The organism is Paenibacillus sp. FSL K6-1566, from assembly GCF_038050475.1.
Classification (GTDB): domain Bacteria; phylum Bacillota; class Bacilli; order Paenibacillales; family Paenibacillaceae; genus Paenibacillus_AQ; species Paenibacillus_AQ lactis.
The window spans coordinates 322,612-345,031 of sequence record NZ_JBBOSR010000001.1 but is presented as its reverse complement, the minus strand read 5'-3'; the positions used below and the strand labels follow the sequence as shown (position 1 = coordinate 345,031).

Below are 22,420 nucleotides of genomic sequence, written 5' to 3'. Positions count from 1 at the left end.
ACGATTCCATCCCTTCCTTTAGAATTTCCCACGGCTGCTGCTATGCGAATGGCCGCCGCTCGTTACGCCTCCGCCGGAGCTGCCTCCATCATTTTTGGGTATCTCCCGTCTTGTTGTCGTCGTTCGAATGTACCGATCTTCCTGATCAATAATGCCCGAGGTGCTCGCATCCTCATAAGTCCGGCGATTGACCGTCACCCGGCCGCCGGCGCGGTACGTCATCAGGCCGACGGCCAGCCCGCCGATCAGGACAGCACCGCCGAGCTGAACCCATATATTGAACAGCGGATTATCGGGATTGAATCCCGGCTCATAGCCCATATATTCATGCGCGGATATAATGTAGGCTTCGAATGCCTTCTTATACTCCCCATCCGATAAGTCGCCCGTGATCTTGCGGTGGATTTTATCCAGCCGGTTATCGTCGAGGTATTCCTCGGCTTTGTAATATCCTTGCAATTCCACATCGCGGTTGCGCATATCCAGCGCCAAAATTACGGCGTTGCCGTGAGGTCTGTCATACCCGGGCGCATACGTATCATAAAAATCCTCAATCAATATCTCGATATCCACATTGTCCGGATTGTCTGTAGTAATAATGATAAAGTCCGTCTCCCGTTCGGCTCCGTACTCGCGGGCCAAGGCGCTGAGCTCCTCATACTCCTGCGAACTCAAAAGCCCGGCGTCATCAAAGATGAGCGGCTTGGCCTCGGCAGCAGCGGCTGCCGTTCGAAGCGGCATCATAAGGAATACCGCCAGCATCATAATCCATCCTAACCTTAGCAACGACCGTCGTCTTCTCACCAGAACCCACCTCCCATCATCCAGGCGATCAGCTTCAAGGACAAGAACGACACGCCGGATATCCCGGCGAACCACGCGGCGATCTTCGCCTTGCTGAGCGGCGGCCTGCCCACCACCTTGCCCGTTTGACCGTTCATGGCGAACGTGTACACGGTTTTGTTGTAGTCGTAATGCACCATCCATACCGGAAGAAGGACGTAATCCGCTTTTTTCATCATTGTATCAATCTGTTTATTAGTGTAATTAACCGTTGTATATCCGGCGACTGCAGACGAAATAGCCGCATCGATGTAGCTGCGAACCTTCTCTTTCGCCCGAGGGAGAAGCTCCTGGTCGTTGTAGCTGTATTTTTCCGCCAAATATCCGGCAAGATACGGGGTTTTGAATTCCTTCAGCTGCTCGTAAGGAAAAGGCTCCAGCTTATCCATCAGCTCATCGTCCATTTTCGCCGATGCATCAAGCGGAAGCTTCGTGTAATTCAAGCGCATCTTACGGTAGATCTCGTAGTGCTGCGTTTCGGTATATTCGTAGTCACCTTGCGTGTATGTTCTTACCTTCGTTGCGTGACCGTGTACCTCCACCCGGTTATGCAGCTCATATAACCAGAACGGCACATACATGCCGGTTAAGCTCTTGATCCGGTTGGCGTTCATGAACCCCCGCGGCGTGAGAAGGCCGTTTCTGCACCATTTTCGAAAAGCCTTGATCGCTTCCTCCTTGCTAATGGAAAAAGGAATGACCATCGCCGGAGCAAGCTCTCCGGTCAGCCGATCAGCGAGCACTACCGCGGAACCGCAATAACTGCAGCTCGTTGCGCTGGTCTCCGCATCCGTCATGATCACGGCCCCGCAGCTGCCGCAGTGGTATTCCTTGACTTCACCCTCCGTAAACACCTGCTGCTTCATCGGATCGGGGAGCTGATCAATATGTTCTTGGTTTCCGCAGCCCGGGCAAGACAGCGTTCCCGTCGCCGCATCAAAGCTCATCCCGCTGCCGCAGTACGGACATTTGTATTCAATTACCGGCATCGGATCACCTCAATTCCCATCAGACCATTACTCCTTCTGTTTCGATTCGCCGCTGCGATCATCCGGGACTGCTTCCGGACTTGCTGCCGGATGGCTATCATCGCTGCGTTGCTTCATCTGTTCCTCAAGCTCCGCCATCAGCACGTCCAAATCGTCTTCCTTCGATCCGGCCCGTAGCTCCGCGAGCGCCAGCGCTTCGTCCAGGGTCCGGTTCGCCTTCTCCTCCATCGATTGGAACGCCCCAGCAACGTCGCCACGGGAGGAGCCGCTCTCATTTAAGCGCTGCTGATGCCTCGCCTCGGCCATTTTCCCTTTGAGCTCCAACCGTCTTGCTTCGAGCCGCTCCATATCCGCGACTAGCTTATCCTGCATCTGCTTCATGCTCGCCGCATCGGAAGCGGCCTGCTCATATGCCTGCTGCAAGTCATCGAGCTTCACGGCCGTCTCCGCCTTACGCTCCAGGAATTTGCGGGCATCGACTTCATTTCCTGCTTCCGCCGCCTTCTCGGCATACCGCTGCAGCTTGGCGACCTCCGTAATGCACTCATCCAGCGTCCGTTTGGCCCGCCGCTCCTCCGCAAGCAGTGAGGCCGTCTCCGCCTTCACCTGGCCCAAGTCGCTGTGCAGGCTGCGCATATATTCATCAATCGTCTTCTCCGGATCATCCGACCGATCCAGCAAAGCGTTCACATTCGCTCGCATTATATCGGTAAATCTCGACAGCATTCCCATGGACATGTTCCTCCTTGGCAACTTTGTTTATCTAATAATACCGGAATTCATCCGGAGGGGTTTCATTTCTCGATATTTCATGGCATGTTTTCCTAAAATTTACATTGGGTAGCGAGAGGTAGTTAGGCGGGGCTTCATTAGTGGTTGATCGTAACGGGGAAACCATTGTCTATCCTGGTCGAATGTTGAGTATTTCTGGGAAATATGACGAGGAATTGTTGTTAAGGCAAATTGGACAAAAGGTTATCAAAGCGTCTAGCTTTAAGGATTTTTACTGGTTGAAGGAGGAGTTTTAGGCCTTGTGCGTAGATTCTTCATTCAGGTTTCCCCATTAAAAATAAGTCTATATTGAATTCGTTCGCTCCTCATCCCTTGATATTCTTCACTGCCTATTCGACTTATTTCTTTGAACCCTAAGTTCTCAAGCATTTTTCTTGAACGAGCGTTGGCCTCGTGAGTTTCAGCGTTAAAAATTGAAATTCCTAACTTCTTCGATGCATATTCCATCATACACTTTGCCGAAGCAGATCCGATCCCCTGCCCCCACAGCCTGCTCTCACCAATTGCAATGCCCAGTTCAGCCGTATTACCTTTCATGCAGGCCATATCTGCATATCCAATTAATTTCCCGTTCAACGTAATTCCCATTCGAATAAAATCTTCGGCAGGATGATTTACGCAATTGCGCCACCATTTATATAATTCTTCAGAGCTTCTGTTGATTTCCCATCCATTCGCTTCACAGAAGGAGTCATCCTTGCTCCATGCCAAGACATTTTCAAAATCATCCAGGGTAATCGGCCGTATGTGAATCCACTGTGAAAGGTTGCTTTGGCCATCCATTCACTTTCCCCCTCTGCATATAAAGATTGAACATTGGCCGATAAACAACGGCCATCGTTAGTACAAATGATAATAGGAATTCGGGTGAGCGCCAACACCGCAAACTAAAAACAAAAAAACAGCCGCCCCTCAACGAGGGACGGCTGTTGAACACTGTTTACATCTGGGCGCCTGTTTGGTAACTGAGAAGCTGCCGGAAGGTGCCCTTCTGATCCTGAGACAGCTGCTGATAGCCTCCTTGCTGGATAATCCGCCCTTGCTCCATCACGATGACCTGATCGGCATGGCGGATCGTGGACAGCCGATGGGCGATCACGATAATGGTCATGCTTCCCTTCAGCTGCTCCAGCGCCTCCTGGATCTGCCGCTCATTCTCGCTGTCCAGCGCGCTTGTCGCTTCATCCAGCACAAGAATCGAGGGCCGCTTCAAGATGGCTCTTGCCAGGACGATCCGCTGTCGCTCACCGCCGGACAAGCGCACGCCGCGGTCGCCAATGACCGTGTCAAGACCCTGCGGCAAGCTTCGCACGAATTCGTCCGACGCCGAAAACCTCAACGCTTCCCACAGCTCATCATCCGATGTCTCGGGAGCGGCCAGCTTCAGGTTATCCCGGATGCTCTCATTGAAGAGAAAAGGGTCCTGCGCCACATAACCGATGCTCCCCCGGAGCGACAGAAGCTGACGTTCATCCTGGATAGACACGCCGTCCGCCAGAACCTGCCCGCTCTCCGGCTGGATCAGTCCCATGAGCAGATCGATCAGGGTGCTCTTGCCCGCGCCGGATTTGCCGACGATGGCCGTCATGCGGCGGGCCGGAATATGTAAGTTAATGCCCCGCAAAGCGTAGGTCGGAGAAGAAGCGTCATATCGGTAGTCCACATCACTGCAAGTAATACCCTGCTGCAGATGCAGTCGCTCGCCATCCGGGACTCCAGCCGTTCCGGCAAGCTCCCGGTCTGCCTCGTATTCCGCTTGCAGCTCGCGTATTGCCCGAAACGCCGGGAAATTCGAAGCAAGCTGCTCGGTACTGGTTTGAATACTGATAAATCTTGGCCATAACCGTGAGAAAATAAGCACAATCATCAGCAGCTGCTCAGCCGGGGTGCGAAGCACCTCAAGAGCAAGGTATACGAACCCGGCAACGAGGATGACGGACGAGAGCCGGTAAATGAGCTGGGACAGGGAGTTCACTTTATTGAATTGGATGAAGTTCCGCTCCATTTTTCGCGACAGCCTGTCAAACCAATCCATATGGGACGGCTCCAGCCGGTTGCTCTTGATGTCCTTGATGCCGCTGAAATGCTCGCTGATGCCGGCAAAATAATATTTTGAAAGCTCGGTCGTCTGCTCGCCGATCCGCTTCGAGCTGCGGATGAACTTGCGCCCGAACAAGGCGAGGACCCCTCCGCTGACCAGCACGATGAGGGTTAACAACGGAGCCAGCCATAAGGCAAGGCCAATCTGAATGATCGTGAACAACAACGACGAGATCATTTGGAAGAACAGAAAGGTGCCTTGGTTCACGCGCCCAAGCTCATTGGTCATGACATGATTGAAATCCGATTTGCGGTGGCGGAGAAAAAACTCCCATTTCGCATGCAGTAATCCCTGGTACGTCTCCATGCGCAGCTTGCGGATAAATCGCTGCAGGATCTTGGCGTTTAGCAAGGTCTGGCTTCGCTGCAGCAGGGCCTGCCCGCCCACAATCACGACATAGATGGCCAGCACCACCGGCAAATTGAGCTGCAGGGACCACGAATCCGCAAGATCCATCAAGGTCGAGACGAGCGGGACTCCGCTCAGATCGGTCTGAAATACGCCGATCACGCCGAGAAGCGGGACGATCAGGTAGATGCCGATACCGTCCAGGATGCTGATGACCAGGATCATGCACATATTAAGGTAGAGCTTGAACCCGGCCATCCCGTGCATTTTTCGGATAAAATAAATGAGATCCTTCAACGTAAAAACTCCTTACCGGATGACCGATTAAAGTTCAGCTCCTCCGCCCGCATATCCTTGCCGAATATTCCGACGATCGCATATTTCTCATGCCCTTCCTTGCCCGTAACAATGTAAGAACCGCTGCGGAGCCAGGCGTGAGCCACCATTTGTCCTTGGTCATCCCGCCCGCTTCCTAAATACAGTGTATAGGGAATGCTTCTTCGCTCCAGCATTTTCTTGGCGGCAACGGCTTTGACCAGGCACTGGCTTTCCCACCAGGTAACTCGGCTCATCGCATGTACGGCTCTGGAGATTTGGCGAAGCTGCTTCAGCTCCTCCTCCGAGCAGGTATACGGCGTTTCCTTCATAAAATCGCCCAAGGAGGGCGCCACCTTCGCGAAAGGCAGCTGCTTGAACACTCTCCCCCAAGCCAAGTAAACATAAGCTTCGATGAACATCAGCTTCATCGCAACGGGAAAAGACATATACGTCCTTGCTTTCCGGTATAGACTCATTAGGCCTTCTTCACCTGCACAAGCCCTTCATCGGCAAGCTGCCGCAGGAACCGCTGTACCTGCTGCTCGCACGCATCCGGTTCGATATCGTATTCCTCAACGAGCCTCTCCACCATACCGCCGACCGTAATCGGCGTAGACGCCAGCTCCCAGATCCGGCCGCCAATCCGGCCCAGATTGTAATACTTTCCATTATCGATACTCAGCATAACCTTCTCGCCGTCCATATCACTGACCAGAAAGCCTTCGGACTGCATGATCAGTACCTCATCCGTAATGAATTCCGTGCTCATGGGCTCATCCTCCGTTCGTTTTACATCGTAACCGTTACTCCCGTCACACCGACGGCTGCTTCATCCGCCTCCAAAACCAAAGGAAGGGCCGAAGCGGAACATATAAAAAATAAAGCGGTTTAGGCAAAGGCAGCTGAAGGGCATCCCGCGAGCTTGGAAGCAGCTTATTAAACACGTAGGCGATTCTCTGTTTGCCGGACATCAGCGAAAAAAGATAACGGTTATAATGACGGGCTACGCTTTTTTCCGGTACCGGATTCAGCTGCACGATTCTTTGGATGTAATAAAGAGACTTCTCCGCCAGTCGGTACGATTTAGCGCCAACTGTTGCCGCCTCCAAGTCATGAGGAACCTTAGCCGAAAGGAGCAGCGACGATAAAATAAAGGCCTGCCCTGCATACATCTCGCCTCCGTACCGCTCCAGATGCTGGTTTAATCGGCTGTTGTCAAGCAGAGGCAGCAAACGGACAATATCCGCTAACCAACGTAATCGGAACCAGCCATGCCTGGCTCCATGGTCCGTCAGGTAACACAGCAGATCCTCGTTACCAAGGCAGAAATAGGTCTGGCTGGACAGCCTGACCTCTCTTCGCCGCTGCCACAGCTGCTCAAACGAGAAGGACCTGCTATAATGGGGATTTAATCGCCAATGAATCTCCACCTGAGCGAAATGCTCCCGATGCTCGAACGAGCGATGATGGCTTTTCTTCTTCCAATTGCCCAGCACGATCTCTTCCTCGGCCTCATATCCGAGCTGTGTCAGCACTTGCTCCGCCTTCTCCACATCTTCTGCATCGACTAGGATATCCAGATCCTTCGACGTTCGGTGAGCCACGTCCCCGTATAGGTGCAGGGCCAGAAGCGGCCCCTTCAGCCAAAGACTCCTAATCCTAGCCTCTGCGAATACGTCGCATATTCGGCTCATCTCTCTGCTTAAGTGAAGCATCTTGATCGTGTTGTTATGATAATGCCGCTGCAGCGACTGCATGACATAAGCCGGGATCAGCGAGGTATCGCTCCCTTTCAAAGCCAAGTAAACCAGCGGATAGACTCGGTGATGCACAGCCAGCTTCATGAACAGATTCCAATCCATGTCGGCGGCCTCCTGCGGAAGAATGGCCTGATCCTGATCCCGATTCCGTAAAATCGACAGCAGGAACGACAGCTCCTTCGGCGCATCGCGCATTTCAAGCGTCAAGGCGTCCTCCATAATCAATCCAACCACCCCAAATGTTTGCTTTGTCATAGCAAAATATACGGTGCAGGTTCCTTCACACCCCGATTCATCCCCGGACGGCCTACGGAATAGTACACTAGCTGCGTATTGGCCAGCTGCTCTTCCTTATAGATATTGCGGCCATCGATCAAATACGGGGACTTCAGCCAACTCTCGATCTCGGAAAGCGGAATGTGCTGAAACTCCTTCCATTCCGTGAGGACACATAGCGCATCCGCCTGCCAAGCGGCTTCGCGGGCAGTGTCGCAGTAGATTAGACTGTCGACATCACAATTTCTTCTGAAGTTCTCGGCAGCAATTGGGTCGTAAGCCTTCACCTTGGCCCCCATCTCGGTTAAAGCTGCAATGATTTCGAAAGCAGGGGAATCGCGCACGTCGTCCGTCTCCGGCTTAAACGCCAGACCCCATATGCCAATCGTCTTCCCGGCGAGATGGCCCATCAAGAATTCCAGCTTGCGGATCACATTAAACCGCTGCTCCCGGTTCACCTCGACGACCGATTTCAACAGCTTGAAATCATAATCCATCTGTCCGGCGATTTGGATCAGGGCTTGGGTATCCTTTGGAAAGCAGGAGCCGCCGTATCCAATGCCGGCCTTTAAGAACGATGCGCCGATGCGCTGGTCAAATCCCATTCCATAGGCGACCTTCGTTACATCCGCTCCTACCTTCTCGCAAATATTCGCAATCTCGTTGATAAATGAAATTTTGGTTGCCAGGAATGCATTGGAGGCATATTTGATCATCTCGGCGCTGCGGATATCCGTAACGATAATGTTGGAGGTCAGGCTCCGATGGAGTTCGGTTAGCCGCTCCCGCGCCACTTCGCTGTCCGTACCGATAATGATACGGTCAGGGTTCATCGTGTCCGAAACCGCCGTTCCCTCTCGCAGAAACTCCGGCACAGAAGCAATATCGAAAGGCTCCTTCGAATGCTGCGCGATAATGTCCCGGATACGCTCGTTCGTCCCTACCGGCACGGTGCTCTTGGTGACAATGATTTTATAGCCGTTCATGGCCTGACTGATCTCGCTCGCCGCTTGTTCAATGAAGCTCAGATTAGCCTGACCGTTCGGCAGCGAGGGCGTCCCTACCGCAATGATGATGACCTCGGCATGCTTTACGGACGCTCTCAAGTCGGTCGAAAAGCGCAGCCGCCCCCTCTCACGGTTGTTTGCGATCAACGTTTGCAGTCCCGGTTCATAAATCGGTACCTCTCCCCGATTCAGCATTTCAATCTTGGCCTCGATCTGATCAACGCATATAACCTCATTGCCAAGCTCGGAAAAGCACACGCCGGATACCAGCCCGACGTAACCTGTACCGATCACCGTAATTTTCATGGTTCTCACCTCACCTTTATAATGGTTCTTGCACAACGGTCAGCCCTATTAATTCAAAACGCTAATCTTGATTTCATCCCAGTCCATGGCCAACCGGACAATGTCGTCCTCAATCAGCTCGCTGCCCGTCTGAACCTCTATAATTTCAATATCCGTAATGGCCCGCAGGCTGTGCTTGGCTTCCGCCGAAATGATGACGACATCGCCCTTGCCGATCATGCGAACGGCGCCTTCCAATATCATTTCGCCTTGCCCGGATACGACGGTCCACACTTCGCTGCGCAGCAAGTGGTATTGATAGCTCAAATTTTTGCCTTGAAGGACGCAAATGCGCTTCGTCAACACCTCATGACCGTTCGGATACTTGATATAATCCAGCACGCGATAACGTCCCCATCGACGCTCTTCATACATTGGTCGTTGGTCTCCGAATTGGAGCACCTCCTTGATCCGCATGCTGGCATTCTTCTCGGATACCAGAATCCCGTCCGGGCTGGCGGCCACGATCAAATTCGGCGCACCGATTACCGTAATCGGGATATCCAATTCATTGATGACATGCGTATTAACGGAGTCGTCGGTCAGTGTCCCCTTTCCGACTAGTGGTGTATGAATCTCCTCCGTGAGCGCATCCCAAGTCCCGAGGTCCTTCCATAGCCCCTGATAAGGCAGTGCAACGATATTCTTCGCCTGCTCGACAACCGCGTAATCAAAGCTGGTTTTCTCGACTTGCCCGTATTGCCGAAGCAGCTCATCGTACTGGATTGGAAGGGAGCGCTCCAACAAGTGCTCAAGAACATATTCCAGCCGGAACGCGAAGACGCCGCAGTTCCACAGAGCCTTATGCTCGATTAAGCTGCGTGCGGCCTCTTCTTCCGGCTTCTCGACGAAGTGGCTTACGTTCAAATATTCCGTGCCGTTCTCGAGTCTCGATACTGACTCCGGGACGATATAACCGAACTTCGAGGAAGGATGATCCGGCGAGACGCCGATCAACCCGATATCTGCCCCGGTTTCCTGCATCAGCGTCTCCAGCTCCTGCACCTTTCGAAAGAAATGCGTGTCCACATACGGATCCACCGGGAGAACGATCACGATATCCCGGGGACTGACGCCTTTAACGGAGTACAGGTAGCAGACCGATAAGGCGATGGCCGGGAAGGTATCCCGGCGCTCCGGCTCGACGACCAGCTCCACTTCATAGCCCAGCTGATTCTGCAGCAACTCCACCTGTGACTTTCCGGTAGCGATTACGGCGGATGGCTGGAGATTCATCAGCCCCAGCTGGCTCCACACCCGCTGCACCATGGACTCCCGCTTTCCGGAAGCGCTATTTAATATTTTCAGAAACTGTTTGGATCTGGTTTCATTCGATAGCGGCCATAACCGGTTACCGCTTCCTCCAGATAACAGTATGATTTGCATAGTTAATAGCTCCCTTCCACTTGCGCGATCTTGGCGCCTCTTTCCCTGGCGCCCATCAGTCCGTCAATACTCGATTGCAGAAGTTCGATGAATACATGCTCGCCGAAAGCCTCTGCATGCTCCCGAATCCGGGCCGGGTCCCATTCATATTGGTCGAAACGCTCGATCGTCTCCGCCAAGGATTCCACCGATTGCTCTTCAAAGAACAGACCTGTCCGCTCGGCTACAACCGTGTCCAATGCTCCGCCTCCGCGAAATGCGACAATCGGTCTGCCGCAAGCATTCACCTCGAGCGGCGTTATCCCGAAATCCTCGATTCCCGGAAAGATCAGTGCCTTGCAGCGCTGCATATGACTGACCACTTCCTCGTCGCTTCTTCTCCCAAGGAACGTAACCGTATTACCTGCAAGCTGCTCCAGCCGAGGCCGATCGGGCCCATCCCCAATCACGATGAGCTTTCGGCCAAGCCGGGAACAGGCTTCAACCGCAAGATCGATCCTTTTGTACGACACAAGTCTGGAGACAACCAGGAAGTAATCCTCCGGATCGCCTTCTCCAACACTGAACCGGCTGATGTCTACCGGAGGAAAAATAATCGTTGCGTTCATTCCGTACGTATGTCCGATCCTCTCTTTAACAATGGTCGAGTTGGCAATCAAACGATCCACCCGCTTGGAGTTGCGGCAATCCCATGCCTGAAGCGGATATGTCAGCCATTTTGCAATCCGTTTTACGTTCTTTGGCACCGGAACACCTTCCATATAGGCCTCGAAATTCCAGGCGAATCGCATCGGCGTATGGCAGTAGCAGATATGTACACTGTCACGGCCCTTCCTTGCCCCTTTCGCATAAGCGCTGCTGGAGCTCAGGATGAGGTCATAGCCTTTCAACTTCATGGATGATACGGCGAAGGGATAGAGCCAGAAGAACAGCTTGAATCTGCGCAAAATCCCCGGTATCCCCTGCATCCAGGTTGTATGGATGTCCGCATCCTTCAATTCCGGAAGCAGTTTGTCCCGGTCGACAATCGTCGTATAAATCGGCGCCTCCGGGAACATTTTGTGGAATACGGCCACCACCCGTTCCGCGCCGCCCATTTGGTTGAGATAATCATGGACAATGGCAACCTTCACTTTTCGCATTTACATGAACTCCTTTGCCTGTTGGCGTCGGGACCGTTCCCGGCCGGATTTCGTCAGCAGCTGCTGATAGATCAGCTCCACGCGGTGCGATGTCTGCATGATGGAGAACCGTTCCTCCGCCCGCTCCTGTCCGCCACGGCTCAGCATAGCCCGGATTTGCGGATCATCCAGAAGGAGACGGATGCAATGATTCAACTCGTCAATGTTTCCAGTCTCGTACATCAATCCGCTCTTGCCGTGCTCAATAATTTCGGGGACGCCTCCGCCCCGGGTTCCCACGACTGGGGTGCCTTGAGACATCGCTTCGATCACGACCCGGCCGAAGGGCTCGCGATCCGAGCATAATAAAAGGAGATCTGCTCCGCAGCAGATCTCCAGTACATCTTCTCTAAATCCCGTAAATATGACGTGTTGTTCAAGCCCTAACGATCGTACCTTTTCCCTCAAGCTAGTGAGGTAATCCTCATTCTCCTGGCGGAACTTCGCTTCACCAACGATCCACAGATACGCCTGCCTTCCCTCGCGGAATAAACGGGAAAGCGCCTCAATGGCGTCCTCTTGTCTCTTCCAAGGGGCGATCTGGCCTATGATTGCCATGACCTCCGCATCCTGCGGCGTTCCCAGCTCCCTCCGGGTCCGTTCACGTATCGATTGCCGCTCTTCAGCTCGGAATGGCTTAATCTCGACTCCATTATGTACAAGATGGCATTTCCCGGTTAGGGACCGATGGTCCATCGCTTGAATGACTGGCTCGGAAATGCCGATCAGCGCCCCGGCGGTGCTGCCTGCAAACCTCCGGATCAAGCGGCCTATTATTCCTTCCGGAGGCATATCCCTCACATGCCAGATGACCGGTATCCGATGGTACCACCGGAACAGCCCTGCCATGATGCCGGCGCGTATGGAGTTGGCATGGATGAGATCCACCCCGCTTTTCTTCATTAGAAGCGCCAGCCTCCAGCCTGCCAAGAGCATCCCCATAACATATATCAGCAGGAGAAACGGATTGCGGGTCATTCTCGCACGGTAGCTAGGGAGGGCTACTACCTCAAGCCCTTGATCGCGAGCCTTCTGCAGCAGCTCCCCCTCGGGAGCGAATAGAATCGGCTCGGCTCTCGTCAGATGCTTGGCGGTCAGCAGAAGGCTGATCTCCGCGCCGCTGATCGCGCTCGTATGGTTATAAAAGGCGATCTTCATTTCCGAAACACCCTTCTCTTATCGATTTCCTCCGCGAACACCTCGGTCACGGCTTCTGCAACCCGGTTCCATGTGTATCGATTCAATACATGTTCTCTGCATGCTTCACGTGACGGGAGAAACGATTGCCCATTGAGCACGTCAATGATCTTGCGGCTCATCGCCTCAGACGTCCCGTCCTCAAACATCAAGTCGTCGGAGATGCGATGCAAAATTTCCTTCGTTCCTCCATACGGGGTGCCGAGCACAGGTGTTCCGCAAGCTAGCGATTCCACGGTGATCAGGCCAAAGCCTTCGAGCGTCAATGTCGGAACGATGCTGATATCGGCAGCCTGATAGTATTGCACAAGCTCCTCGTTCGTAATCCGGCCGAGCAGTCGAACATTGGCAGTAAGCCCGAGCTCCCGAATAAGCGCTTCATACGGTTCGCGCATCGGCCCGTCTCCCCCGATATAGAGGCGGACATCCGGGTGCTCGCGAACGACAGCCACCATGGCATGAATGAGGCGATCGATTCCCATCCGGCGTACCAGCCTCCGAATACAGAACAACACAGGCTGGTCCGGAAGGATCCCCATTTGCAATCGGAGCCCTTCCCGATCCGGGTTAGGCAGGAACAGATGATGGTCAACCGCACCCGGTATAATATGGATTTTTCGTTCATCTACGCCGTAGGTGTTCCTTAAAATGTCCCGGAAATACTCACTAAGCACGATGAAGCTATCCGACCGGCGATAGGTCAGCAGCTCCACTTGTTTTTTGAGCCAAAACTTCGCGCCTTGGATCATGCCGATATTGCCCTTCTCCTCTACCCTGGACTCCATCGCCCACGGTCCGTGAAAATGGGTAACGATCGGGATATGGGGAGGGATATGGCTTCTTGTAACCATCGTCGCATAAAAAGCAAAATGCGGATTAAAGACATCCGGCCGAAAGCTTCGGACCGCATGGACCGCATGCTTCTGCACCGATTTCATGCGCGGCAGGAAATGGTTGAGACGAAGCTCTTTGGTTGCATTGCTGATGTTCCGGTCGGGAGGCAGCTCCGCTCCTTGCGGGGCTACCACAACACCCAGCCCGGTATGCCCGTAATCCTTCATAGCCTTGGTGTAGTCCGCAAAATAGCGGTTCAGTCCTCCATGCTGGATATCAATCCATCCCATTCCCGTCGAAAGCACATTCATGGCCATCTCTCTTTTCTTAATTCTGATATGAGAATATTGAATAAATCAAACATTTAATCTCAGGATACTCCTAGCACCAACAAGAATTACGATTCCTGCGCATAACCCCTCTTCATCTCACGGATTGCCTGCTCATAACATGCCAATCGATTTTTTGCCGCATTGTCCCAAGTGAACTTCTGAGCCGTGCGATAAGCGTTGAAACGAAGCTGCTTCAGCAAGCTCGGATCGTGTATCAGCTTCTCTATCGCGACAACCATTTGATCAATGTTTCGCTTGGGTATGACAAGAGCATCGACCCCATCCGTTACAATATCGGCCGGTCCTGCCGTATCTGTCGTAATTGGCGCCAAGCCGCATGCCATACACTCGATTAGCGTTTTACCGAATCCTTCGGATAATGTCGGGAATAGTTTAATATGATAGCCTCTTAGCAGGTGCGGCAGCTCACTGTGTTTATACGTTGGAATGGTCGTGACCCTATCCCTGACCTCGGGATCGAAGTCGGCCAATACCTTCTCATCTTCACAGCCCGTACCCATAAAGGCAACTTCCACATGGGCATATTTTGCAAGGATGGTATTCAGGGCCTGTGCACTATAAGATATCCCCTTCCTGTGGATGTAGCTCCCAACCTGGGCTATCTGGATGACTTCATTGTTCGCTGTTTCCATATCATTTACCGGAAGATTCAAGAAATAACTTGGGATCCCATTAAAAATGGCGCTAATTTTATACGAATCTTTGCCAATCTGATCCTGTACGAAGTGTTTGTCCTCGGAGTTGAGGACTATTGAGAAGTCGGCTCGCTTAAAGGATTTGGATACCTCCCAAATCCGATAACCTCCCCAGTAAATAAAGTACTTCTTGCTGAGAGGCAGATTGCCTAAACGATGTTCCTCCAAAATTTCCCTATGGGCCAGATGTTCAAGTCCATGACTGCTTGATACAATTACTGGACGTTTTCTGAAGTATGACAAAACCCAGCTATCTCCAGAAGCAATATCCAACAAATCATATTCCTTCCATTTCGACAGTCTTGAGGCCAGCTTCCATGGAAAAATAATTTTGTCCATGATCCCGCCATCGAATACTTTAAAGTCGTCCATGAAATATGTATCGACTTGTACGCCAAGCTGTCGTAACGATTCAGCAATCGCGATCCTTGTTCCTGACACGCCTGAGTTCACATTATGATTAGAGTTTGCTATCATGGCTACTTTCAAGGAAACTCACTCCAATTATTCATATCTTCATCTCCTGCCCTGCTGCAGTATGCATAAATAGCGCACTCCCAGTTCTAACTAATCAGAATCTCCTCATAAATTCGTAATGTTTCTTTCGCGACGCGTTCCACCTTATAGAAGTCCAGACCTTGCTGAGCGGAGTGTTTGTACTCCTGGCGAAGCTTCTGATCGCACAGCATGTTGAGCATCGCTGCAGCCAACTTCTCCGGTGCCTTTGGCGGAACCAGCATGCCTGATCGCCCGAAATCCAGCGCCTCCGGTATACCGTCCACCTCGGTAGCGATGATCGCGCATCCCGACTCCCGCGCCTCAAGAAGAACGAGCGGGAATGGATCTTTATGTGATGCTAGAACAAATACATCGCACGAGCACATGTATCGTCTTGGATCTGTCTGAAAGCCTTCAAAATGAATTTTATGAGAATGAGCCGATTGGGAAGCCATCTCTTTAAATCGTTCCCTCTCCGGTCCGTCTCCAACGATATACAATTCCGAATCAGGGCATTGCTCAGAGACGATACTAAACGCCATAATGAGATCTGCAATGCCCTTCCGTTCATTAAGCCCTGCAACGGTAACGATGGAACGTCCTTTGAGCTGTACTTCTTCCATGCCCGTATTCCTTCTGCTGCCTATCGTTCCGTTAAGGACAACGCGGAGTTTCTCTTCATGAACTCCGCGTTTGGCCATCGATTGGGCTACAGCATGGCTGACGGCGATTACCGTGTCACCAACCTTCATGTAATCGGCACTCTTCTGGAATTCGTTATGGACATGCGTGACGATCTTGTATTTGCTTAAACCTTTCAAATAACGAGACAGTAACGCACCTGTCATCATATGTGCATGGATGATGTCCGGCTGGAATCGTTTGACGATGCTTCTAAAATCAAAAAAAGCCTGAAGCATCTGCATCGGCTTTCTCGTTTGGTCCAACTTGTAATGATCGATATGATGTTGTTTCAGCAGTTCCAGGTACTCCCCTCCTTGGGAAGCTACCGCCACTCTATGTCCCAGAATCGCTTGTTCACAAGCCAAGTCAACCATGACATTAACAATACCGTTTCCCGACTGTTTTACATGGTTTGCTATGTGCAAAATATTCAAGGGATCACCCCGTCTTATTGTTCTTCTGTGCCTTTGACCTTCCTCACATGGCTTCAGTATTGCTCCGTCCCTTTTGCCTGCGTATACGCTCAAGAAGCCATACGATATCGCTTTTTGAAATCATCCAATGACGCACTGCAACTCGATGCTTCAACGTATAAACCAGAAAAATGACCGACAATTCTATCAAAGCCGTAGCCAACAAGGAGATAGCTGCCCCTTTGATACCCAGCAGCGGTATGAACAAATTCATAAACACGACGTTCAGTCCAAGCGTGGTCATCCGAATAATGGTCACTGCTCCGGGCTTGCCGATGGACATAAAACCTTGTGCCAAAATCCACGAAATACTGGTAATCGCGGTTTGGAAGATCAAAATCCGAAATACAGAGACCGCTTCCGCAAACGAGGGGCCGTATAAAAGAATCAGAAAATAGGGCGCAATTACAAATACCGCTGCCCCCACCATGAAGGTTATAACCGAACTGATGCGCGTTACTTTAAACGTTAGTCGCAAAGCTTCATCCTGCTGAAGGCCCGAAGCCTTGGGAAACAATACCGAGGTTATGGACCCCTGAATTGTGTTCAACATTTTGGCTAAGTTAAGTGACACCACATAAAGACCCAGGCTGCTTGGAGATAGCAGCCCTACCACTAAAATCTGGTCGATGTACCCGGAGAAGGTTCCGGCCACGTCCGTTCCGTAGGAACGGATGCCGTAGCCTAGCAGCTTTTTCCCGGACTTCGCCTTGTTTTTTTGCTTCAACCTGTAACGGGAGACGAGTTTAAATGTCGTCCAGACGGCGATCGGAATAGCCGGAAAGAGATATGCGACGGACGTAAGGAAAGGCGTAACGTGCCCGGTTGCAACAAGCGCACATAATAATATCAACGTTCCGAGCACCGGAATATATCGCATAAAATTATAAAGACCGTACTCTCCCCTGGACTGTAAAGCTGCCGTATTGATGGTTCCGATCATGGCTACTGGAGACATGATCAAGGCCCACACGGCAAAATCAACGACTTCGCCGGAGTACCCCTTCATCCAGACAGGGATGATCACGGCTCCAACCGCCATGGCCACAAAACCAAGCAGCACACTCATGTACAATGCCGTTACATAGAGGGAGCCCTGATCCTCATTTTTTTTCTTCATGTAATAAACAAGCGCCGCTGGAATCCCTAATGTCAAGGAATACGCCAGAAATCTAGGCCACATAATCATGGCCGCTTGCTCGCCTCGTCCCTCTGGCCCCAAGAACCTTGCAATTATTATGCCTGTCAGCACATTTAATCCAAGAATAAAGACATTGGATGCAAAGATTTGGACAACATTCCCAAGACTGCCTCTTTGTTTTACTGAATTCGTAAGTGCCATTTATACGTATCCCTTCAGGCCTGATTAACGGTCTCAAATTTAGGATGCATCGCATAATGAAACAATCGTAAATATTTGCCGGACATATGCTCCCAAGAATGGCTCTCCGCATCCTCCCTCGCCTTGACCGCCATCATTTCCAAACGCTCTTTATTAGAGGACAGTTCCCGAAGCGCCCGTACCAACGCAGAAGTATCGTCCGGATCTTCAATTACAACGGCGGATTGATCGGACAGCAGTTCCACAACTCCACAACGGTTGCTTGTGATCACGGGCAGTCCAGAAGCCATCGCCTCCAGGATAACAAGAGAGAAGGGCTCGTACCTGGAAGGAAAAATAAATAAATCGGCGAGCGACATCATGTCTGCGATATCCCGCCGGTACCCCAGGAAGTGAACACGGTCGCTAATTCCAAGCTGCTCGGCTAACTGGGGATACGGGCTTCTCTCGGTATATCCGAGTACAATAAGCTCAATATCCTTGACCTCGGCCAGCGCTGCCAGGACTGTATCTAGGTTTTTTCTCCTCGATCTCAAATCACCGGCGAACAGCGCATAGGTTCGATCATCGGCCAAATAATAATCGGCCCGGTTTACAGTTCGGGGATAAAATTCATTCAGGTCAACTCCATTGGGAATGACCGCAATCCGTTGAGCCTCTACCCGTGCATCCTGTACCAGCTCTTGCTTGACCTGCTGCGACACCGCTATAATTTGCCTCGTCCTTCTTAGGGCATACCGTTCCAGGAATGCATTCAATCCGTTATAAATCAATTGATAGAAGCTTCTAGCATTTTTATGTTCCCGGAATGGATGATACCAGGACTTTATCCATGCGCTATGAACGAAGTGAATACAGTTAATGTCGGAGCGGGCATACGTGATGAAACCGTTCACCACGACAAGATCTATCTTGCTTCGGTTCATCCAAATCCAAATTGCTGAAATCAAGGCGAACCACTGGTATTGAAGCAGAAGCGTCGGGATCCTTCTCGTTCCTCTCTTAAGCCAAGTCACTTGGGGATGTCCTTGGAGCTCCTCTGCCAATTCGGAGCATATAATGCTTACTTCGTGCCCCTCCGTTATTGCTTTCACGATGACCTCGTAGTTGACTCTTCCTTGACCGTCTCCCTTCTTCACCTTGTGCGTAACGAAACAGATCTTCATCCGCTTACCTCTCTCATTACATGCATACGTTCATCATCTATTAGCGAGTACTTCACGATTGTGTCCATGAGAGCCTCGGCAATTTTGTTATGCCCTCCCTCATTCGGGTGGAAGCGATCCTCGAAATAATCATCCCATCGATGTAACTTGGTTGACGAATCGCACATGAACACCCGGTTTGTCGATTTGCTGTTTTCATAAATGTCCCGAAGTGCATCGCGGTACTTCTGCATGGAAGCCGGAGATCCGGGGAAATACCTTTCTTCGATATCGCCTGGGGTAAGAAGGATTATTTTCGTTTTTTGATTATGACCCAGCACGTTAAGAATGAAGTCCGTGGTGTGTTGCTTAAATTCATCGACACTCATCCATGGCCTGCCTCCCAAGGTTTTAATGAGGATTACCTTCACCCTCCACCGGAGACTCGACTCCAATTTCTCTAGCCACACTTTAGGCTTTCGTCTTGAGAAATAAGGCCTTGGATCCATCCAGCCCGGCTTCCTCCATCGTTTCGGTAAAAATCTAAGATGCTTTTTCTGTTCCCTGACTACAGACTCCGTAATTCCATGCGCGAATATAATAATCTCGGGCTGCATTTCCATCAGTTTTTTTTCATATTTCATTCTGGATTCATGAACCTGCATGGCACTCCCTGCAAGATTCATGAGTTGAACGGATTGGGCATATAGCGATTGGAGCTTACTTTGCAATAAATTCCCGTAAGACCTGCCATATTTACTAACACCTAGCCCTTGTGTAACGGAATCGCCCAAACAAACGATTAACACGCTATATTCCCTCCTCTCCTGGCCTTGGCAAGTAGACAAGCGAAATAACCAACAAAAGAATAAATCCGCTAAAACCACTTAAAACGTTGCTCCCCATAAGCAGCAACAATGTAGCTGTAATAGCTGCGAAGGATATCGGAGAATACATCCTTTCAGTCCGACTCGATTTATATAGATAAATTAGAAGGTAAATGAGTACGCTAACGACCCCTAACCCCAAAGGCAAACCAAAGGTATAAAATACATTCAAATAGCCGTTATCGAATACCGTCAGCGTATCCGAATTCTGGGTTAATTTCGCCCCTAACCCGGAGCTGCCAAGCCCCATGCCAACCGGATTTGCTAGAACTGCTGAGAAGATGTGCGTAGAAAAATGAAGCCGCTCATTGAAGGAATGGTCCTCTTCAAGGGACCCGAACGTATCGATGCGAGAAGCCACCTGGCTTGCCCCCGGCAGAACAGGCAGCAGGAATTGATAGGCGAGCACGATGACAATCCCGAGCATAAGCAGCTGCAATTTGCTCTTTAACTGAGAACGAAGAAAGTAGGCTAATATCATCAAAACATAAGCAATCCAACCAATGCGGACAAGGGTTAGCAGTAGAGCGAAGGCTACGAGCAAGAGCCCGACTACTCCGAACGCCCTCCACCTCTTTTGAACCGTCATAATGGCCAGTGCCAGGGCAAGAAATACCCCGGTAGGCCCTGGGGAATTTAGCAACGAAAATACCCTGAATTTTTGAGGCTCCGCAGGACCGATGGATTTCATCTCGGAACTGGTCATCCAGAAGTGATCCCATGGAGGAAGGACCATGTACTGATAGATTCCGTATGCTGCAACGATTACGGCAAGATATCCGAAGCTGCGAAGCCATTGATCTCGTACATCCCGGCCAAAGCGGCTTACGCTTACATAAGCCAGGACAAGAAACGGCACAACGTAATTCAATAGGTCAAATACGGATGAAAATCCGTATTTTAGAAAGCCGACGCCAAAACCATAAATCAAGGCAGCCCCTAAAATTTTTAAGAGGATGCCCACTTTACGGTCCAATTGTTTCATGTTTTTGATAATTGGAATTAACATGGTCAAGCTCACGCAATAAGGAATGAGCGAGATTAATGATGTATCGGTATATGAGCGAAAGGACCAATCGAGCAGTCGCCTCAGTTCCGGGCTTACGACCCACATCAACAACGCATATGGAACTAACGCATGAGGGCGTTTAAAGTGTATGCGCAGGGCCGCCATCATACTGAGGATGAGAAGCGTAAATTCCAAGAGCCTCATATGAAGCGAGCCCGTCGCCCCAGCAACGCCGACCATCCCCCCAAGAGCGATTACACACGCCAGTAGGATCAAGCGCCTAAGGCCCGCTGGCAGTGCCGATGCGCTTATTCCAAAGATCCTCTCCATGTTCTCCAACCATCCCATCTGCCTTTATAGGCCAGCCATACTTTTTTTAACGCTGCCGTTCGTTCTCGGGGAAGCAACCGCAGGAACTGAATGATTCCTGGCGAAGCCTTACTCCCGACTATAAGCACCCACAAGACGTACAGCGCTCGATGGCACGTGCCGAAATGCTTCAATACGGCATACGTTTCGTTATGCACCGCATTCAAAAAGGCGGTCTCGTTAAAGCTGTTCCGTTGATCCTCGTCGAAACGTTCGGCCGGAAAATGATCCACGCATACCGTAGGGTCGTAAATCAGCTTCCACCCCTTCTTTTTCACAGCCAGGCTAAATTCCAGCTCGTTATGTACCTGTGCGCCCGTCCCCTTCATCCGCTCGTCAAAGGCTAAGCCACAGATGGCCTCTCTTCGGAAGCTCATATTCGCACCTTTCAGAATATCCACTTCCCGGGCGCTGCCAATGCCTACATGATGATTGCCGATGATTCTGCCATAGGGTTTGATGATACCAACCTGCTGTTTTCCCGCTGGAATCTCATGTCCGCGTAAAAACACGATATCTCTGCCCCCTACGCCTCCGATTTCCGAGTTCGACGCATAATGCCGCTCAAGTTGTTCAAGCCAATTCGTATGAGGAACGGTATCATCATCGGTTAGTACGATAATCGAGCCCGTACTCTGCCTGATCCCGGCATTCAGTGCGGCAATCACGCCGCTTCCCTCAATCAGCGCAATTTTTGTGTTTCGGATGTTCAAGGATCGAAGGTAATTCAATGTCCGTTCATCTGTATTTCTAACGACCAGCATAATCTCGTCCGGATATCTCGTTTGCCTTTGAATCCCTTCGAGGCAGTGTTGAAGAGCTTCCACACGCTTGTACGTTGGAATGATGACGCTAATTGTCATGTTCATTCTATATCCCCCCGCGATCTAATAGGCGGAATTCGGAAAAACCATAATCTTGACCGTTCGAAGCATGACCTTCACATCCAGCCATATTCCTCGGCGTTCGATATATTCCAAATCTAATGCCAGCATTTCCTGAAAACTTAAATTGTTGCGTCCGCTCACCTGCCATAGACCCGTACAGCCGGGACTTACTCTCAATCGCAGTTTGTCATAGCTGCTGTACTGCATCACTTCTCTTGGCAAGGCCGGGCGAGGTCCTACCAACGACATCTCTCCACGAACGACATTCCACAGCTGCGGCAATTCGTCAATGCTGGTCTTCCGAATGAATTTACCGATTTTCGTAATTCGGGGATCTTCTTTCATCTTAAACATGGCGCCGCTGATTTCATTCTGTTCCAGCAGCTTATCGAGCAGTTCCTCGGCATTGGATACCATTGAGCGGAACTTGTACATCCGAAACGGCTTTTCGTCCTTACCGACACGGGTTTGATAAAAAAAAACGGACCCCTTCGGGTCCTCAAGCTTAATGAGTATCGATACGATCAGGAAGAGCGGAGAAAGCAGAACAAGCCCAATAAGCGCGAACACGAAGTCCATCCCTCGCTTAATCAGCAAATACAGGACCTTGGATTTCTGGTCATCAAATGCGTAGTTCGCATAGTCCGAAGCTCCTTCAAAAACTGCGTCTGCTTCGTTCCGTTGCGGATTGGGGTACATCT

General features: G+C 51.0%; 21 protein-coding genes. All 21 read right to left on the bottom strand.

All coding sequences use genetic code 11. The annotated features are described in order from the left end of the window. Nucleotides 1-18: 18 nt before the first annotated feature. The 21 genes from NST08_RS01600 to NST08_RS01500 all read right to left on the bottom strand — a co-directional run bounded on the left by NST08_RS01600 (nucleotide 19) and on the right by NST08_RS01500 (nucleotide 22,418). A complete protein-coding gene (locus NST08_RS01600) occupies nucleotides 19-804 on the bottom strand; it encodes a TPM domain-containing protein (RefSeq protein ID WP_341341371.1) in 786 nt (261 codons plus the stop codon). Beyond that, complete coding sequence (locus NST08_RS01595) at nucleotides 801-1,832, bottom strand: TFIIB-type zinc ribbon-containing protein (protein WP_007132645.1); 1,032 nt, start codon at nucleotides 1,830-1,832, stop codon at nucleotides 801-803. The genes NST08_RS01600 and NST08_RS01595 overlap by 4 nt, the downstream gene beginning before the upstream one ends. A 27-nt stretch (nucleotides 1,833-1,859) precedes the next feature. Further along, on the bottom strand, nucleotides 1,860-2,564 hold the full coding sequence (locus NST08_RS01590) for a PspA/IM30 family protein (protein ID WP_341341370.1): 705 nt from the start codon (nucleotides 2,562-2,564) through the stop codon (nucleotides 1,860-1,862). Between the two features lie 318 nt (nucleotides 2,565-2,882). Further along, the gene (locus NST08_RS01585) at nucleotides 2,883-3,407 is read right to left on the bottom strand and encodes a GNAT family N-acetyltransferase (RefSeq protein ID WP_251536174.1); all 525 of its coding nucleotides are present in this window, start codon (nucleotides 3,405-3,407) and stop codon (nucleotides 2,883-2,885) included. A gap of 157 nt (nucleotides 3,408-3,564) precedes the next feature. Then, the gene (locus NST08_RS01580; RefSeq protein WP_251536176.1) at nucleotides 3,565-5,370 is read right to left on the bottom strand and encodes an ABC transporter ATP-binding protein; all 1,806 of its coding nucleotides are present in this window, start codon (nucleotides 5,368-5,370) and stop codon (nucleotides 3,565-3,567) included. Next, nucleotides 5,367-5,867 (bottom strand): lasso peptide biosynthesis B2 protein, encoded by a 501-nt coding sequence (locus NST08_RS01575; RefSeq protein WP_210094280.1) that lies wholly within the window; start codon nucleotides 5,865-5,867, stop codon nucleotides 5,367-5,369. Before NST08_RS01575 ends, NST08_RS01580 begins: the two co-directional genes overlap by 4 nt. After that, nucleotides 5,867-6,160, bottom strand: a complete 294-nt coding sequence (locus tag NST08_RS01570) for a lasso peptide biosynthesis PqqD family chaperone (protein ID WP_007132651.1) — start codon at nucleotides 6,158-6,160, stop codon at nucleotides 5,867-5,869. The genes NST08_RS01575 and NST08_RS01570 overlap by 1 nt, the downstream gene beginning before the upstream one ends. A gap of 43 nt (nucleotides 6,161-6,203) precedes the next feature. After that, nucleotides 6,204-7,370, bottom strand: a complete 1,167-nt coding sequence (locus NST08_RS01565) for a nucleotidyltransferase domain-containing protein (RefSeq protein WP_245255871.1) — start codon at nucleotides 7,368-7,370, stop codon at nucleotides 6,204-6,206. 32 nt (nucleotides 7,371-7,402) lie between these two features. Beyond that, nucleotides 7,403-8,740, bottom strand: coding sequence for a UDP-glucose dehydrogenase family protein (locus tag NST08_RS01560; RefSeq protein ID WP_251536179.1), 1,338 nt, complete (start codon nucleotides 8,738-8,740; stop codon nucleotides 7,403-7,405). Nucleotides 8,741-8,788: 48 nt separating this feature from the next. After that, nucleotides 8,789-10,165 (bottom strand): sugar phosphate nucleotidyltransferase, encoded by a 1,377-nt coding sequence (locus NST08_RS01555; RefSeq protein ID WP_341341369.1) that lies wholly within the window; start codon nucleotides 10,163-10,165, stop codon nucleotides 8,789-8,791. A gap of 2 nt (nucleotides 10,166-10,167) precedes the next feature. Continuing rightward, the gene (locus NST08_RS01550; protein ID WP_341341368.1) at nucleotides 10,168-11,307 is read right to left on the bottom strand and encodes a glycosyltransferase; all 1,140 of its coding nucleotides are present in this window, start codon (nucleotides 11,305-11,307) and stop codon (nucleotides 10,168-10,170) included. Next, a complete protein-coding gene (locus NST08_RS01545) occupies nucleotides 11,308-12,504 on the bottom strand; it encodes a glycosyltransferase family 4 protein (protein ID WP_210094285.1) in 1,197 nt (398 codons plus the stop codon). It abuts the gene before it with no gap. Next, nucleotides 12,501-13,688, bottom strand: a complete 1,188-nt coding sequence (locus NST08_RS01540; RefSeq protein ID WP_210094286.1) for a glycosyltransferase family 4 protein — start codon at nucleotides 13,686-13,688, stop codon at nucleotides 12,501-12,503. Before NST08_RS01540 ends, NST08_RS01545 begins: the two co-directional genes overlap by 4 nt. An 86-nt stretch (nucleotides 13,689-13,774) precedes the next feature. Continuing rightward, a complete protein-coding gene (locus tag NST08_RS01535; protein WP_210094287.1) occupies nucleotides 13,775-14,914 on the bottom strand; it encodes a glycosyltransferase family 4 protein in 1,140 nt (379 codons plus the stop codon). Nucleotides 14,915-14,988: 74 nt separating this feature from the next. After that, complete coding sequence (locus NST08_RS01530; RefSeq protein ID WP_210094288.1) at nucleotides 14,989-16,041, bottom strand: glycosyltransferase family 4 protein; 1,053 nt, start codon at nucleotides 16,039-16,041, stop codon at nucleotides 14,989-14,991. 43 nt (nucleotides 16,042-16,084) lie between these two features. Beyond that, on the bottom strand, nucleotides 16,085-17,422 hold the full coding sequence (locus NST08_RS01525) for a lipopolysaccharide biosynthesis protein (RefSeq protein WP_210094289.1): 1,338 nt from the start codon (nucleotides 17,420-17,422) through the stop codon (nucleotides 16,085-16,087). A 14-nt stretch (nucleotides 17,423-17,436) separates the two neighbouring features. Continuing rightward, nucleotides 17,437-18,588, bottom strand: a complete 1,152-nt coding sequence (locus NST08_RS01520; protein WP_210094290.1) for a glycosyltransferase family 4 protein — start codon at nucleotides 18,586-18,588, stop codon at nucleotides 17,437-17,439. Beyond that, nucleotides 18,585-19,211 (bottom strand): SGNH/GDSL hydrolase family protein, encoded by a 627-nt coding sequence (locus NST08_RS01515; RefSeq protein ID WP_373872005.1) that lies wholly within the window; start codon nucleotides 19,209-19,211, stop codon nucleotides 18,585-18,587. The genes NST08_RS01520 and NST08_RS01515 overlap by 4 nt, the downstream gene beginning before the upstream one ends. Nucleotides 19,212-19,377: 166 nt before the next feature. Then, on the bottom strand, nucleotides 19,378-20,793 hold the full coding sequence (locus tag NST08_RS01510; RefSeq protein WP_245255872.1) for an O-antigen ligase family protein: 1,416 nt from the start codon (nucleotides 20,791-20,793) through the stop codon (nucleotides 19,378-19,380). Beyond that, entirely contained in the window at nucleotides 20,772-21,701 is a 930-nt protein-coding gene (locus tag NST08_RS01505) for a glycosyltransferase family 2 protein (RefSeq protein ID WP_244869059.1), read from the bottom strand. The genes NST08_RS01510 and NST08_RS01505 overlap by 22 nt, the downstream gene beginning before the upstream one ends. Before the next feature lie 18 nt (nucleotides 21,702-21,719). Then, the gene (locus NST08_RS01500) at nucleotides 21,720-22,418 is read right to left on the bottom strand and encodes a sugar transferase (protein ID WP_210094293.1); all 699 of its coding nucleotides are present in this window, start codon (nucleotides 22,416-22,418) and stop codon (nucleotides 21,720-21,722) included. Nucleotides 22,419-22,420: the final 2 nt, after the last annotated feature.

Excerpts from the sequence above, each read along its gene's own strand:
- NST08_RS01595 (WP_007132645.1), bottom strand. The coding sequence starts at position 1,832 with ATGCCGGTAATTGAATACAAATGTCCGTACTGCGGCAGCGGGATGAGC.
- NST08_RS01590 (WP_341341370.1), bottom strand. The coding sequence starts at position 2,564 with ATGGGAATGCTGTCGAGATTTACCGATATAATGCGAGCGAATGTGAAC.
- NST08_RS01585 (WP_251536174.1), bottom strand. The coding sequence starts at position 3,407 with ATGGATGGCCAAAGCAACCTTTCACAGTGGATTCACATACGGCCGATT.
- NST08_RS01575 (WP_210094280.1), bottom strand. The coding sequence starts at position 5,867 with ATGAGTCTATACCGGAAAGCAAGGACGTATATGTCTTTTCCCGTTGCG.
- NST08_RS01570 (WP_007132651.1), bottom strand. The coding sequence starts at position 6,160 with ATGAGCACGGAATTCATTACGGATGAGGTACTGATCATGCAGTCCGAA.
- NST08_RS01565 (WP_245255871.1), bottom strand. The coding sequence starts at position 7,370 with ATGGAGGACGCCTTGACGCTTGAAATGCGCGATGCGCCGAAGGAGCTG.
- NST08_RS01560 (WP_251536179.1), bottom strand. The coding sequence starts at position 8,740 with ATGAAAATTACGGTGATCGGTACAGGTTACGTCGGGCTGGTATCCGGC.
- NST08_RS01555 (WP_341341369.1), bottom strand. The coding sequence starts at position 10,165 with ATGCAAATCATACTGTTATCTGGAGGAAGCGGTAACCGGTTATGGCCG.
- NST08_RS01550 (WP_341341368.1), bottom strand. The coding sequence starts at position 11,307 with ATGCGAAAAGTGAAGGTTGCCATTGTCCATGATTATCTCAACCAAATG.
- NST08_RS01545 (WP_210094285.1), bottom strand. The coding sequence starts at position 12,504 with ATGAAGATCGCCTTTTATAACCATACGAGCGCGATCAGCGGCGCGGAG.
- NST08_RS01540 (WP_210094286.1), bottom strand. The coding sequence starts at position 13,688 with ATGAATGTGCTTTCGACGGGAATGGGATGGATTGATATCCAGCATGGA.
- NST08_RS01525 (WP_210094289.1), bottom strand. The coding sequence starts at position 17,422 with ATGGCACTTACGAATTCAGTAAAACAAAGAGGCAGTCTTGGGAATGTT.
- NST08_RS01520 (WP_210094290.1), bottom strand. The coding sequence starts at position 18,588 with ATGAAGATCTGTTTCGTTACGCACAAGGTGAAGAAGGGAGACGGTCAA.
- NST08_RS01515 (WP_373872005.1), bottom strand. The coding sequence starts at position 19,211 with ATGAAATATGAAAAAAAACTGATGGAAATGCAGCCCGAGATTATTATA.
- NST08_RS01510 (WP_245255872.1), bottom strand. The coding sequence starts at position 20,793 with ATGGAGAGGATCTTTGGAATAAGCGCATCGGCACTGCCAGCGGGCCTT.
- NST08_RS01505 (WP_244869059.1), bottom strand. The coding sequence starts at position 21,701 with ATGAACATGACAATTAGCGTCATCATTCCAACGTACAAGCGTGTGGAA.
- NST08_RS01500 (WP_210094293.1), bottom strand. The coding sequence starts at position 22,418 with ATGTACCCCAATCCGCAACGGAACGAAGCAGACGCAGTTTTTGAAGGA.